The organism is Phytopseudomonas straminea (assembly GCF_900112645.1).
Classification (GTDB): domain Bacteria; phylum Pseudomonadota; class Gammaproteobacteria; order Pseudomonadales; family Pseudomonadaceae; genus Aquipseudomonas; species Aquipseudomonas straminea.
Window position 1 is genome coordinate 738,430 of record NZ_FOMO01000001.1, and the last position, 14,083, is coordinate 752,512.

Below are 14,083 nucleotides of genomic sequence, written 5' to 3' on the forward strand. Positions count from 1 at the left end.
GTCAGAACACGCCGTCACGGGCGATCGGCGGCGTGAACAGCCCGGCCGGATCACGCCGTACCGAACCTTCCTCGATCTCTGCCGCCTCGACCACTTCGACCTGCTCGCCGTTCAGCGCCTGGCGAACCTGCTGCTGGGTCAGCACGCTGGAGAGGATCGCCTTGCCAGAGTCGGTGAAGTCGTAAACGCTCGACGAGCCCTGCACGGGTACAGAAGCCAGACGCTGGCCCTGGCTGTCGAGCACATCGGCGGTCAACGCGTGAGTCAGCACCACGCCCATGAAGCTCTCGCTCTTCCACTCGCGCACGCGAATCGACAGCAGCATGGCATCGACAGAAGAGGCCTGGCGCGCATTGCCATCGACGGCCCGGGCGGCGACGCCCTTGCGCTGGAAGCCACCGAGCAGCGACTTCTGCAGGTCCTGAGCCAGAGGCTCGCCGAAGCGGGTGTTGACGTCATAGGGGATGTAATAGCTGCCACGGATCAGACCGACGAAATGGCCCTTCTTGTTGCCCGACACCACATAAGGGCGCTCGTCGATCACCTGCACCTCGACGGCCTTGGCGAAGGTTTGCGGCACCACGGGGTAGGCCTGGGAATAGTCGATTTTGCGGCCATTGGAGCAGGCGGCCAGGCTGAACAGGAGGCAAAGAAGAACACAGCGACGCAGCATGGAATGTCCCTATAAGCGAGGTTGGCCGGCACGTTGAAAATGCCGGCAAGCAGATAGCCAACCGCTATCCGTAACGGTTCCCGCGGGCAACACCCGCGAGGCTGGGCATGGTGCAAAAGCCTTGGAACCATTGCAAGCGTAGGCGGCTGAGCGGAGTGCCTGGGGCTTTGTGGACGTCTGTGGGAGGGCGCCATGCGCCCGAAAAGATTCGTGGGCATGGCCCACGCCCGAGGCTTTGCCCCTAACCGCTCCCAAAAGATCAGGGCCGACAGACAAAAAAGGGGCCTCACGGCCCCCAGAGGTTAATCGGTGACGATCAGGCTTCGACTTCGATCAGCACTTCGCCTGGGTTGACGCGGTCGCCCTTGGCCACGTGCACGGCTTTGACGGTGCCGGCGATAGGCGCCTGCACTTCGGTTTCCATCTTCATGGCTTCGGTGATCAGCACGGCCTGGCCAGCCTTGACGGTGTCGCCTTCCTTGACCAGCACGTCGACGATGTTGCCCGGCATGCTGGTGCTCACGTCGCCCGGTGCGCTGGCGCTGCGGCGTTTGCTGCCGGTGCCACCGGCGACGTAGTCGTTGAGCGCCTCGAACACCACTTCCTCGGGCATGCCGTCGATGGACAGGTAGAAGTGGCGTTTGCCCTCGCCCTTCACGCCGACACCGGTGATGTCCACGCGGTAACTTTCGCCGTGCACGTCGATGATGAACTCGGTCGGCACGCCTGCACCGCCGGCTGCCGCCACGCCGCTGCCATCGGGAATCGGCAGCAGGGCTTCGGGTTGCAGGGTGCCGGCCTCGCGCTCTTCGAGGAATTTGCGGCCGATGTCCGGGAACATGGCGAAGGTCAGCACGTCTTCCTCGCTCTTGGCCAGCTCGCCGATCTGCCCGCGCAGCTTGTCCATTTCCGGCTTGAGCAGATCGGCGGGGCGCACGTCGATCACCTCTTCACTGCCGATAGCCTGCTTGCGCAGCTGCTCGTTGACCTTGCCCGGCGCCTGGCCGTAGCCGCCCTGCAGATACAGTTTCACCTCGTTGGTGATCGTCTTGTAGCGCTCGCCGGCCAGCACGTTGAAGAACGCCTGGGTACCGACGATCTGCGAGGTCGGCGTCACCAGCGGCGGGAAGCCGAGGTCCTCGCGCACCCGCGGGATCTCCGCCAGCACTTCGTTCATGCGGTTCAGCGCGCCCTGCTCCTTGAGCTGGTTGGCCAGGTTGGAAATCATCCCGCCCGGCACCTGATTGACCTGCACGCGGGTATCGACGGCGGTGAATTCGCTTTCGAACTGGTGGTACTTCTTGCGCACCGCATGGAAGTACATGCCGATTTCCTGGATCAGCGAGAGATCCAGGCCGGTGTCGTATTCGCTGCCCTTGAGCGCGGCAACCATCGACTCGGTACCAGGATGGCTGGTGCCCCAGGCGAAGCTGGAGATCGCCGTGTCGATATGGTCGGCGCCCGCCTCGATGGCCTTGAGCTGACACATCGAACCCAGACCCGCGGTGTCGTGGCTGTGGATAAATACCGGTAGATCGATCTCGGCCTTCAGCGCCTTGACCAGATCGGCCGTGGCGTACGGCGTGAGCAGGCCGGCCATGTCCTTGATGGCGATGGAGTCGATGCCCATAGCATGCATGGCCTTGCCCTGGGCGACGAAGGCATCGACGGTGTGCACCGGGCTGGTGGTGTAGGCGATGGTGCCCTGGGCGTGCTTGCCGGCGGTCTTCACCGCTTCGATGGCAACGCGCAGGTTACGCACGTCGTTCATCGCATCGAAGATGCGGAACACGTCGATGCCGTTCTCCGCCGCCTTGGCAACGAAGGCGCTGACCACGTCATCGCTGTAATGGCGATAACCGAGCAGGTTCTGCCCGCGCAGGAGCATCTGCAGGCGGGTATTGGGCAATGCCGCGCGCAACTCGCGCAGACGCTCCCACGGGTCTTCCTTGAGGAAGCGCACGCAGGCGTCGAACGTCGCACCGCCCCAGACTTCCAGCGACCAGTAGCCAACCTTGTCGAGCTTGTCGCAGATCGGCAGCATGTCTTCAGTGCGCATGCGGGTGGCCAGCAGGGACTGGTGGGCGTCGCGCAGGATGGTGTCGGTAACCGTGATCTTTCTTGTCATGGTGCGTTCCTCACAGGCCGGCATGGGCGGCAATGGCGGCGGCGATGGCCAGGGCCAGTTCGCCCGGCTTGCGTTTGATCGAGTAGTTCAAGAGCTCGGGGTGGTTGTCGACGAAGCTGGTATTGAAGCGCCCACTACGAAATTCATCATTGGCGAGAATCTGCTGGTAATAGGTGGCGGTGGTCTTCACGCCCTGCACGCGCATGTCGTCCAGCGCCCGGGAGCCGCGAGCCAGGGCTTCTTCCCAGGTCAGCGCCCAGACGATCAGCTTCAGGCACATGGAGTCGTAGTACGGCGGAATGGTGTAGCCGGTGTAGATCGCCGTGTCAGTGCGCACACCGGGGCCGCCCGGGGCGTAGTAACGGGTGATCTTGCCGAACGAGGGCAGGAAATTGTTGCGCGGATCCTCGGCGTTGATGCGGAACTGCAGGGCGAAGCCGCGGTACTGGATGTCTTCCTGCTTGATCGACAGCGCCAGGCCCGAGGCGATGCGGATCTGCTCGCGGACGATGTCGATGCCGGTGATTTCCTCGGTGATGGTGTGCTCCACCTGCACCCGGGTATTCATCTCCATGAAGTACACCTCGCCCTCGGCGAGCAGGAACTCCACGGTGCCGGCGTTCTCGTAGCCCACGGCCTGGGCGGCGCGCACGGCCAGGTCGCCGATATAGGCGCGCTGCTCCGGGGTAAGCTGCGGGCTCGGGGCGATCTCGATGAGTTTCTGGTTGCGGCGCTGGATCGAGCAGTCACGCTCGTACAGGTGCACGGTGTTACCGAAGCTGTCGGCGAGGATCTGCGCCTCGATGTGCTTGGGGTTGACGATGCATTTTTCCAGGAACACTTCCGCACTGCCGAAGGCCTTGGTGGCCTCGGAGATTACCCGCGGGAATGCCTGTTCTAGCTCGGAGCGCGAGTTGCAGCGGCGAATGCCGCGGCCGCCACCGCCGGAGGTGGCCTTGAGCATGACCGGGTAGCCGATGCGGTCACCTTCGCGCAGCGCCTCGGCGATATCCGCGACGTTGCCCTCGGTGCCCGGCGTCACCGGCACGCCGGCCTTGATCATGCTGCGTCGCGCTTCAGTCTTGTCGCCCATGCGGCGGATGACTTCGGCGCTCGGGCCAATGAACTTGATGCCGCGCTCGGCGCAGATTTCCGCCAGCTCGGCATTTTCGGAAAGAAAGCCATAGCCGGGGTGCAAGGCATCACAGCCGGTTTCCACGGCCAGGTTCACCAGCTTGCGCGGGTTGAGGTAGCCGGCCAGTGGGTCGTCGCCGATGCCGTAGGCCTCGTCGGCACGTTTGACGTGCAGCGCCTGACGGTCGGCATCCGAATAGATGGCCACCGAACGAATGTTCATTTCGGCGCAGGCCCGCACGATGCGCACCGCAATCTCGCCACGGTTAGCGATCAGGATTTTCTTGATCACGAGCCAACATCCTCGATCACGTGAACAGGCAACCCTTGGAGGGTCGATATATGACCGAATGATTGCAGACCGGTCTTTGGTCAAACCCTACGCCGCTGTAACAATTAACCAAAATCAATATTTGTTGGGTTCTGCATAAGTAAAAACTTATGCTCTGCGAACAAGAAACCACCCGAGCGGTGAATAAAATTCGCAAGTCATTGTTACGCATGACCTTTCGGCAGCTTCAGGTATTTCGCTCGGTGTGCGATCACCGCTCCTACAGCCGCGCCGCCGAAGAAATGGCTCTCACTCAGCCGGCCGTGAGCCTGCAGATTCGTCAGCTCGAGGAGCTGCTCGACCAGCCTCTGTTCGACTACGTGGGCAAGAAGCTCTACCTGACCGAGGCCGCCGACGCGCTGCAGCGGGCCAGCGAGGATATCTTCGGCCGTCTGGAGAGCCTCGACATGCAGCTCGCCGACCTCAAAGGCTCGCTGCAGGGGCAACTGAGCCTGGCCATCGAATCCAGCGCCAAGTACTTCGTTCCCCATCTGTTCGCCGCTTTTCGTCGCGAACATCCGGAAGTCAGCCTGCAGCTCACGGTGGTCAACCACACCCAGGCGGTGCGGCGACTAAGCGCCAATCGCGACGACCTGTTGATCATGTCCCAGGTGCCATCGGACATGGCCTTGGAGTTTCTGCCCTTTCTCAACAACCCGATCATCGCCGTGGCGCCGGCGGACCATCCACTGAATCAGGCCGAAACTTTGCAGTTGCAAGACCTGTGCGACTGGCCGCTGCTGGTACGCGAGCCGGGATCAGGTACGCGCCGCGCCTGCGAGGAGTACTGCCACCAGAAGCGCGCCCACTTCGCGCAGATCCAGGAGGTCGGCTCCATGGAGGGTCAGCGTGAAGGCGTACTGGCCGGCCTGGGCCTGGCGCTGATTCCACGCCACGCGGTACGTCGCGAGCTGCAGCTGGGCCTGCTGCGCGAGCTGCCAGTGGCCGAGCTGCCACTGCTGCGTAGTTGGTGCGTGCTGCATCCGCGCGGCAAGCACCTGTCGCCGGTGGCCCAGGCGTTCTTCAACTTCGTGCGTGACCGGCGCAAGCAGATCGGTGCGCTGGCCGAGCAGTTCAGTGGCGCAAGCAATTCACTGTAATGGTTTCGTATATCATATCCAAAAGCCTCTTCCAGCAGGTGCACCACGTGCCATTACCTCCCTTGAATGCCCCGAACCTGGGCATTACCCCGTCTGCCTCCGAGGTGATTACCAAGCACCTGCGCGACGCCATCGTCGCCGGGCATTTTGCCGAAGACGAGCCGGTGCGCCAGGATGATATCGCCAAGCTGTTCAACGTCAGCAAGATCCCCGTGCGCGAAGCGCTCAAACGCCTGGAGGCTGAGGGGCTGGTGGTGTTCCAGCGCAACAAGGGCGCGGTGGTCACGCGCATCTCCGAGCCGGACCTGGCGCAGATGTTCGAGGTGCGCATCCTGCTCGAAGACAAGGTGCTGCGCCTGGCGATTCCCAATATGAACGAAGCCACCTTTGCCCGTGCCGAGCGCATCTGCGAGGAGTTCATCGGCGAAGACGATGTCGGCCGCTGGGCCGAGCTCAACTGGGAGCTGCATGCCTGCCTGTACGAGCCGGCACAGCGGCCATTTCTGGTCAGCTTGATCCGCTCCATCCACGACAAACTGGAACGCTACCTGCGCATGCAGATGAGCCTGTCCGAGGGCAAGGATCTCGCCGATCACGAGCACCGCGAAATCCTCGCAGCCTGCCGCGCCCGTGACATCGAGCGCGCCGCCACGTTACTCGAAGAGCACATCACGGGGGTCTGCCGCAGCCTGTTCGAGCAGTTGCCTGGGCATCGCTGAATCCAAGAAAAAAGCTACCGCTGCGCGATCCTGGTAGGAACGGCCATGCGCGCGACAACCACAGGTATGGCCTTATCTCACAGGGGAAACACCAAAGCGGACTCATCCACCCTAGATGCGGTTCGACGCCTCCAGCGCTTTCAGCAAACGAGCGTCATGACCGTAGATATCGGGGCGGAACTGTACCTGGCCGTCCGCGCCAACCTGCGCCGTCCAGTACGCCATCAAGATCGGTACCGGCTGCGGCAAGTCGGCGCGTAAGGTGCTCCCGCTTTCCCATTGCTTGACGATACGTGCGCGCTCGCCTGGGCTGGCGCCAGCAAGCAGTTGGTCGACCAGTTCGGTGACACGCTCGATGCGCACGCAGCCCGAGCTGAACAGCCGTGGCAGGTTGTCGAACAGGCGCTGGCTCGGCGTATCGTGCAGGTACACCGAGAACGGATTGGGGAAGCGGATCGCCACCTTGCCCAGCGGGCTGTGCGCACCCGCCGACTGGCGCACCATCACCCGCCCGGGGCGCTCCCAGTCTACGCCGCGCGGGTCTACCGGATTGCCTTCGTAGTCGATCACCTGCATGTGGTTGGCGGCCAGGTAGCCGGCAGCGTCACGGCGTAGCTCGGGCAGCTTGTCTTCCTTCAGGATGGTCGGCGGAATGGTCCAGGTCGGGTTGAGCGTCAGGTGGGTGATGCGCGAGCGCAGCAGCGGTGTCGGCCGGGCCGGGCGACCGACCTGGGTGCGCGCCTGCCAGGTGACGGCGTGGTCACGCAGGAACATCACCTCGGCGCCCGCCACGTCGATCAGCACGCTGGTCGGCTCGATTTCGTGGGACAGCCAGCGCAGGCGCTCCAGATTGATGCGGATCTGATCCATGCGCTCGCTGGCGGAACGGTTCAACTCGGCCAGTGTGCCGGGGCCGACCACGCCGTCGGGCTTGAGCAGGTGGTTGCGCTGGAAGGCCTTGACCGCCTCGACCAGCGCCGTGGAATACACCGAGGTTTCCTCGGCGACCAGCGCCGGCGCGCCTTGGGACAGATCACCGTGCAGCTGCAGCCGTTGCTCCAGCAAAGGCACCCGGCCATCAACGGCGCCGGGCTTGAGCAGCGAGCCGCCAGGAATCGCCAGCCACTGTGGCAATTCCTGGCGGCGCAGTTCGGCGTAGCGCTGGCGCAGCTGCTGATAAGGACCGAAATCAGGCCGTGCCTGAGCGAAGGCCTGCGCCGGGTCGGCCAGCCCCGCCTGGGCGATGGCCAGCAGCGGCGCCTGGCTCTGCTGCACCGCCATGCTCTCGGGCTCCCACAGCGGCTCGACCTTGGCCTGCTCGAGGCGCCCGTAGGACAGATCCCGCAGGGCCTGCAGATAAGCGGTGGTGGCGAGCACGTCGACACAGGCCGAAAGGCGCGGCGAAGGGTCATCGACTGCCGCCAGTTGGCGCAGTGGTTCCAGGTGATAGGCGCGCGGCTCCAGACCATCGTCAGCCAATGACTCCAGCTGAGCGAACAACACCGGCAGGTTTTCCTTGTTCCACGCCGCTTGTGCGCCGCGCAGCAGATAGAACGGCTCCAGCCACTCACGATCCTTGGCAGACAGCTCTAGCACGGGCGTTACGCAGCTCAGCGCGGGCTCGGCGAACTGCTCCTGCAGCGGGCTGGATGGCGGGGTATCGGCCAGCGCCAAGGGTGCCACCAGGGCCAAGGCCCAGGCAGCTGATACAGAAGGAGAAAACAAGGCGCCGCTCCAATTTACGACAGAGTGAATGACAGCCCGTCGGAATCGCCCGCGGGACAAGGGAACTCGGCTGCTAGAATTCCGAGCTTTGTTGTGCCCGTATCGCCTGGCGAAGGCGCGCCCCATCGAAGGCCAAAGCTCAGAGACTTGAAATGATGACCACGATTCAGCGCATTTGCTTAGCTTTTATTTGCCTGGCGTTGCCGGTTCCGTCCGTAATAGCCGCCACTCTGGCGCCGGATCCGCTGCTCGAAGGCTTGTCTGCACAGGCGCCAGCGCTCGATCGCCAGGTGCTCAATCACGCCCTCGACGCGATGCGCTGCGCCATCAACAATGGTGCCGTACCTGCCCAGCGCCTGGCCGTGATCGACTTCTCCAAACCCTCCAGTGATCGCCGCCTGTGGATCTTCGACCTGACCAAGAAGCGCCTGCTGCTGCACGACCTGGTCGCCCATGGCCAGCAATCCGGCGACAACTTCGCCACGCGCTTCTCCAACCGCGAAGGCAGCCATCAATCGAGCATCGGCCTGTTTCGTACCAGTGAAAGCTACACCGGCAAACACGGCTATTCGCTGCGCATGGATGGCCTGGAGCCCGGTTTCAACGACCTGGCACGCCAGCGCGCCATCGTCATCCACCCCGCCGACTACGTGAACCCGGCCTGGATCAAGACCCAAGGCCGCATCGGCCGCAGCCAAGGCTGCCCGGCGGTACGCCCGGAAGTTGCACGCATGGTGGTGGACAGCCTCAAGGGTGGCCAATTCATGTTTTCGTACTATCCCGACAAGCGCTGGCTGAAGGGCTCGGCGTTCATCAATTGCAAGCCGGCCTTGGTCGCGGGCATCCTCGGCGCCAGGGAAGGCTGAGCCTTTCACCGCGCCTTTTCGGCGATCGCACCTCGATAGCGCGCTGAATTCCGGCAGCGCCACCGCCTCTATTGCGGCGACTCCAAACCACCTTTTCAGCCCCATTGGCGCGCTCTACGACTACGGCCAAGGCACCGTCACGCCTGGGATTCGGCAATGCTTGCATATTGTGTATTCTGGTATACCATAATACCCAACACCAACCAGCCGAGGAGCTGCCATGAGTTTCGAGATTCGCAAGATCGTCAGCTACACAGAGGAAACCCTGATCGAAGGTGGCAAGGCGACCGACAAGCCGGTCACCATGGTCGGCCTGGCCGTCGTGATCAAGAACCCGTGGGTTGGCAATGGCTTCGTCGAAGACCTCAAGCCGCAGATCAAGGCCAACTGCTCCGCCCTCGGTGAACTGATGGTCGCGCGCCTGACCGCTGCCATCGGCGGCGCTGACAAGATCGAAGCCTACGGCAAGGCCGCCGTGGTCGGCGCCGACGGTGAAATCGAACACGCCTCCGCCGTCATCCACACCCTGCGTTTCGGCAACCACTACCGCGAGGCGGTGAAGGCCAAGAGCTACCTGTCGTTCACCAACAAGCGTGGCGGCCCGGGTACCTCGATCCAGATTCCGATGATGCACAAGGACGACGAAGGCCTGCGCTCGCACTACATCACCCTGGAAATGCAGATCGAAGACGCCCCGCGCGCCGACGAGATCGTCGTGGTGCTGGGTGCCGCCGACGGTGGTCGCCTGCACCCGCGCATCGGCAACCGTTATATCGATCTGGAAGAACTGGCGGCCGAGAAGGCGCAGTAATCGGGAGCAGGCCATGATTCGGCAACTCGCTGAACGTACCCCCGCCGGCACCAGTTACCGGGTGATCGGCCAGGGCCAACCCGTGGTATTGATCCACGGTGTGGGCCTGAACAAAGACATGTGGGGCGGCCAGGTCGTCGGCCTGGCCCAGCATTTCCAGGTCATCGTCTACGACATGCTCGGCCACGGCGACAGCCCGCGCCCCGCGGTAGACACCGACCTGGCCGGTTACGCCGACCAGTTGCGTGAATTGCTCGACCACCTCGGCCTGCCGCAGGCCATGGTGATCGGCTTCTCCATGGGCGGCTTGGTAGCCCGCGCCTTCGCGCTGCACTACCCGCAGCGCATCGGCGCCCTGGTGGTGCTCAACAGCGTGTTCAACCGCAGCCCAGAGCAGCGCGCCGGCGTCATCGCGCGCACCGCCCAGGCTGCCGAACATGGCCCGGACGCCAACGCCGAAGCGGCGCTGTCGCGCTGGTTCAGCCGTGAGTACCAGGCCGCCAACCCGGCGCAGATCGCCGCCATTCGCCAGACCCTGGCCGGCAACGACGCCCAGGGTTACCTGACCACCTATACGCTGTTCGCCACCCAGGACATGTACCGCGCCGACGACCTGGCCGAAATCCAGGTGCCGACGCTGATCGCCACCGGCGAGCTCGACCCGGGCTCCACGCCGCAGATGGCCGAACAGCTGGCGCAGTGCATTCCCGGCGCGCGCGCCGTGGTGCTGGCCGAGCAACGGCATATGATGCCGGTGGAATCGCCGCGCCTGGTCAACCAGATGCTGCTGGAATTCCTGGAAGAGGCCTGCCAGCTGCAAGACACCGCCAAGGGGATCGTCGCATGACACTCGCACGCTATCAGATGTGCATTGACGGCCAGTGGGTCGACGCGCAATCGGGCAAGACCTTCGAGAGCTTCGACCCGGCCCGCGCCCAGGCCTGGGCCGTGCTGCCCGACGCCGCCGGCGAAGACGTCGAGCGCGCCGTGCAGGCCGCCCAGGCAGCCTTCGAGAACCCGGCCTGGCGTGGCCTCAGTGCCACCGCCCGGGGCAAGCTGCTGCGCCGCCTCGGTGACCTGATCGCCGAAAACAAGGAAGCCCTGGCCCAGTTGGAAAGCCGCGACAACGGCAAGCTGATTCGCGAAACCCGCGGCCAGGTCGGCTACCTGCCGGAGTTCTTCCACTACACCGCGGGCCTGGCCGACAAGCTCGAAGGCGGCACCCTGCCCCTCGACAAGCCGGACATGTTCGCCTACACCACCCACGAACCGATTGGCGTGGTGGCTGGGATCATCCCCTGGAATAGCCCGCTGTACCTGACCGCGATCAAGCTCGCCCCGGCCCTGGCCGCCGGCAACACCATCGTGCTCAAGCCCTCGGAACACGCCTCGGCGACCATTCTCGAACTGGCCCGCCTGGCCCTCGAAGCCGGCTTCCCAGCCGGGGTGGTCAACGTGGTCACCGGCTACGGGCCAACCACCGGCGCGGCGCTGACCAGCCACCCGCTGGTGCGCAAGATCGCCTTCACCGGCGGCGCTGCCACTGCCCGCCATGTGGTGCGCGCCAGTGCCGAGAACTTCGCCAAGCTGTCGCTGGAGCTGGGTGGCAAATCGCCGAACATCATCTTCGCCGATGCCGACCTGGACAGCGCCATCAACGGCGTGGTCGCCGGCATCTACGCCGCCTCCGGGCAGAGCTGCGTGGCCGGCTCGCGCCTGCTGGTGCAGGACAGCATCTACGACGAATTCGTCGAGCGCCTGGTCGAGCGTGCCAAGCGCATCCGCATCGGCAACCCGCAGGACGACGCCAGCGAAATGGGCCCCATGGCCACCGCCCAGCAACTGGCGGTAGTCGAAGGCCTGGTCGCCACAGCCGTGGCCGAAGGTGCGAAACTGCGCCTGGGTGGCAAACGTCCGCAGGTCGACGGCGAAGGCTGGTACTACGAGCCGACCCTGTTCGAATGCGACAGCCACTCGATGACCATCATGCAGGAAGAGGTCTTCGGCCCGGTCGCCTCGGTGATTCGTTTCAAGGACGAAGCCGACGCCCTGGCCATGGCCAACGACTCGCAGTTCGGCCTCGCCGCCGGCATCTGGACCCGCGACCTGGGTCGCGCCCACCGCATGGCCAAAGGCGTGCGCTCGGGCATCATCTGGGTCAACACCTACCGCGCCGTGTCGGCCATGGCACCGATCGGCGGTTTCAAGAACAGCGGCTACGGCCGTGAAAGCGGCATCGATTCGGTGCTGGCCTACACCGAGCTGAAAACGGTGTGGATCAACCTGTCGCAAGCGCCGATGCCCGACCCGTTCGTGATGCGCTGAGCGCATCGAGGAAAAGCAAAATGATCGAACCCGGACTGTACAAATCCGTCATGGCCGCCTTCCCCTCCGGCGTGACCATCGTCACTACCCAGGGGCCCGATGGCGGCATCGTCGGCATCACTGCCAGCGCCTTCAGTGCGCTGTCCATCGACCCGGCGCTGGTGCTGTTCTGCCCCAACTACGCCTCGGACTCCTATCCGGTGCTGCGCGACAGCAAGCGCTTCGCCATCCACCTACTGTCCGCCGAGCAGCAGAAGGAAGCCTACGCTTTCGCCGGCAAGGGCAAGGACAAGGCCGCCGGTATCGAGTGGACGCTCAGCGAGCTGGGCAACCCGCTGCTGAACAACGCCGCGGCGATCATCGAGTGCGAACTGTGGCGCGAGTATGACGGTGGCGACCACGCGATCATGGTCGGCGCGGTGAAGAACCTGATCCTGCCCGAGAACGCCCCGGTGCCGATGATCTACCACCGCGGCAAGCTCGGCGCCCTGCCGGCATTTGCCTGAGCGTGCTGACCATCGGCCTGCCCCGGGCTGATGGCCGACACGCTGCACATCCTTTCTTTGGCCATGCTCACTCACCCTCGAGCATGGCCTGTTTTATTCTGGAGCTGCCATGACGCCCGAAGCTTCGCGCCTGTTCCGCCAGCACGCCTACCTCGACGGCCAGTGGCTGACCGCCGATGAAGGCAGCACCCAAGCCATCTTCAACCCCGCCAATGGCGAAGAGATCGGCCGGGTGCCCGACATGGGCAGCGCCGAAACCCGCCGCGCCATCGCCGCCGCCAACGCCGCCTGGCCAGCCTGGCGGGCACGCACCGCCAAGGAACGCAGCGCCATCCTCAAGCGCTGGCACGCCCTGATGCTGGAAAACGCCGACGCGCTGGCCGAGATTCTCACCCTCGAGCAGGGCAAGCCGTTGGCCGAGGCCCGTGGCGAGATTCTCTACGCCGCCAGCTTCATCGAGTGGTTCGCCGAGGAAGCCAAACGCATCTACGGCGACACCATTCCCAGCCACAAGCCCGATGCGCGCATCGTGGTGACCAAGGAGCCGATTGGCGTGGTCGCCGCGATCACGCCGTGGAATTTCCCGGCGGCGATGATCACCCGCAAGGTCGGCCCGGCGCTGGCAGCCGGCTGCCCGTGCATCGTCAAGCCGGCACCGGAAACGCCGTTCTCGGCCCTGGCCCTAGCCGCGCTCGCCGAAGAAGCCGGGCTGCCCGCCGGCCTGCTCAACGTGATCACCGGTGATGCGGTGGCCATCGGCAACGAGCTGTGCGCCAGCGCCGAGGTGCGCAAGCTGTCGTTCACCGGCTCCACGCCGATCGGCAAGCTGCTCATGCAGCAGTGCGCCAGCACCCTGAAGAAGGTTTCCCTGGAACTGGGTGGCAACGCGCCGTTCATCGTCTTCGATGACGCCGACCTAGAGCGCGCCGTCGACGGTGCCATGGTCGCCAAATACCGCAATGCCGGGCAGACCTGCGTGTGCGTGAACCGCTTCCTGGTGCAGGACGGCATCCACGATGCCTTCGTGGCTCGCCTGGCCGAGCGCGTGGCCGAACTGAAAGTCGCCGATGGCTTTACCGATGGCGCCCAGCAAGGCCCGCTGATCAACGACCGGGCCGTGGACAAGGTCGCCGATCACGTCGCCGATGCCCTGGGCAAAGGTGCCCGGCTGGTCTGCGGCGGCGAGCGCCACGCCCTCGGCCACGGTTTCTACCAGCCCACCGTGCTGAGCGAGGTGACCACCGAGATGAAGGTCGCCCGCGACGAAACCTTCGGCCCGCTGGCCGCGGTGTTCCGCTTCAGCGACGAGGCCCAGGCGATCCGCATGGCCAACGACACCGAATTCGGCCTGGCCGCCTACTGCTACACCCGCGACCTGGGCCGCGCCTGGCGGATGAGCGAGGCGCTGGAATATGGCATGGTCGGCATCAACGAAGGGCTGATCTCCACGGAAGTGGCGCCCTTCGGCGGCATCAAGTCCTCCGGCCTGGGCCGCGAGGGCTCGCACTACGGCATCGACGATTACCTGGAAATCAAATACACCCTGATGGGTGGGTTGTGAGGCTGGAGCTGGTTACCTCGTAGGTGACCGTTCGGCATAACACTGTGGGAGCGCGCCATGCGCGCGAAATCACGGGCATGGCCCGTTCCCACTACGGATCGCTGAGCCCCATAGGATGGATCGGGCCGCGTAGGATGGGTGAAACCCATCAATAAGCGATGGGTTTCACCCATCCTACGTCTCCACCGCAATCGATCAAAACGG

Annotated in this window: 12 protein-coding genes; 8 read left to right on the plus strand and 4 right to left on the minus strand. The window is 64.4% G+C overall.

Translation table 11 applies throughout. The features are described from left to right. Position 1: 1 nt before the first annotated feature. The 3 genes from BM279_RS03365 to BM279_RS03375 form a co-directional block, all read right to left on the minus strand. A complete protein-coding gene (locus BM279_RS03365) occupies positions 2 to 673 on the minus strand; it encodes a hypothetical protein (RefSeq protein WP_093500914.1) in 672 nt (223 codons plus the stop codon). 316 nt (positions 674 to 989) lie between these two features. Further along, a complete protein-coding gene (oadA, locus tag BM279_RS03370; protein WP_093500916.1) occupies positions 990 to 2,801 on the minus strand; it encodes a sodium-extruding oxaloacetate decarboxylase subunit alpha in 1,812 nt (603 codons plus the stop codon). 10 nt (positions 2,802 to 2,811) lie between these two features. After that, positions 2,812 to 4,227 (minus strand): acetyl-CoA carboxylase biotin carboxylase subunit, encoded by a 1,416-nt coding sequence (locus tag BM279_RS03375; protein ID WP_075959423.1) that lies wholly within the window; start codon positions 4,225 to 4,227, stop codon positions 2,812 to 2,814. Positions 4,228 to 4,415: 188 nt separating this feature from the next. Here BM279_RS03375 and BM279_RS03380 point away from each other — a divergent pair, with 188 nt between their 5' ends. Further along, positions 4,416 to 5,366: a LysR family transcriptional regulator gene (locus BM279_RS03380; RefSeq protein ID WP_093501236.1), complete on the plus strand. Its 951-nt coding sequence runs from the start codon at positions 4,416 to 4,418 to the stop codon at positions 5,364 to 5,366. Beyond that, positions 5,366 to 6,085 carry a GntR family transcriptional regulator gene (locus BM279_RS03385; protein ID WP_093500918.1) on the plus strand — a complete coding sequence of 240 codons (720 nt, stop codon included), beginning with the start codon at positions 5,366 to 5,368 and terminating at the stop codon, positions 6,083 to 6,085. The genes BM279_RS03380 and BM279_RS03385 overlap by 1 nt, the downstream gene beginning before the upstream one ends. Positions 6,086 to 6,196: 111 nt before the next feature. On the opposite strand, the gene BM279_RS03390 is transcribed toward BM279_RS03385, so the two are convergent. Then, on the minus strand, positions 6,197 to 7,810 hold the full coding sequence (locus BM279_RS03390; protein ID WP_093500920.1) for a L,D-transpeptidase family protein: 1,614 nt from the start codon (positions 7,808 to 7,810) through the stop codon (positions 6,197 to 6,199). Between the two features lie 152 nt (positions 7,811 to 7,962). Between BM279_RS03390 and BM279_RS03395 the strand changes: the two genes are divergently transcribed. From BM279_RS03395 to BM279_RS03420, 6 genes are all read left to right on the plus strand, one after another. Further along, on the plus strand, positions 7,963 to 8,676 hold the full coding sequence (locus tag BM279_RS03395; protein WP_093500922.1) for a murein L,D-transpeptidase catalytic domain family protein: 714 nt from the start codon (positions 7,963 to 7,965) through the stop codon (positions 8,674 to 8,676). A 220-nt stretch (positions 8,677 to 8,896) separates the two neighbouring features. Continuing rightward, positions 8,897 to 9,487 (plus strand): amino acid synthesis family protein, encoded by a 591-nt coding sequence (locus tag BM279_RS03400; protein ID WP_013789229.1) that lies wholly within the window; start codon positions 8,897 to 8,899, stop codon positions 9,485 to 9,487. A 13-nt stretch (positions 9,488 to 9,500) separates the two neighbouring features. Then, the gene (locus BM279_RS03405; RefSeq protein WP_093500924.1) at positions 9,501 to 10,334 is read left to right on the plus strand and encodes an alpha/beta fold hydrolase; all 834 of its coding nucleotides are present in this window, start codon (positions 9,501 to 9,503) and stop codon (positions 10,332 to 10,334) included. Then, complete coding sequence (locus tag BM279_RS03410) at positions 10,331 to 11,812, plus strand: aldehyde dehydrogenase (protein ID WP_093500926.1); 1,482 nt, start codon at positions 10,331 to 10,333, stop codon at positions 11,810 to 11,812. Before BM279_RS03405 ends, BM279_RS03410 begins: the two co-directional genes overlap by 4 nt. Positions 11,813 to 11,832: 20 nt before the next feature. Beyond that, positions 11,833 to 12,318 (plus strand): flavin reductase family protein, encoded by a 486-nt coding sequence (locus BM279_RS03415; RefSeq protein WP_093500928.1) that lies wholly within the window; start codon positions 11,833 to 11,835, stop codon positions 12,316 to 12,318. 109 nt (positions 12,319 to 12,427) lie between these two features. Continuing rightward, complete coding sequence (locus BM279_RS03420) at positions 12,428 to 13,879, plus strand: NAD-dependent succinate-semialdehyde dehydrogenase (RefSeq protein WP_093500930.1); 1,452 nt, start codon at positions 12,428 to 12,430, stop codon at positions 13,877 to 13,879. Positions 13,880 to 14,083: the final 204 nt, after the last annotated feature.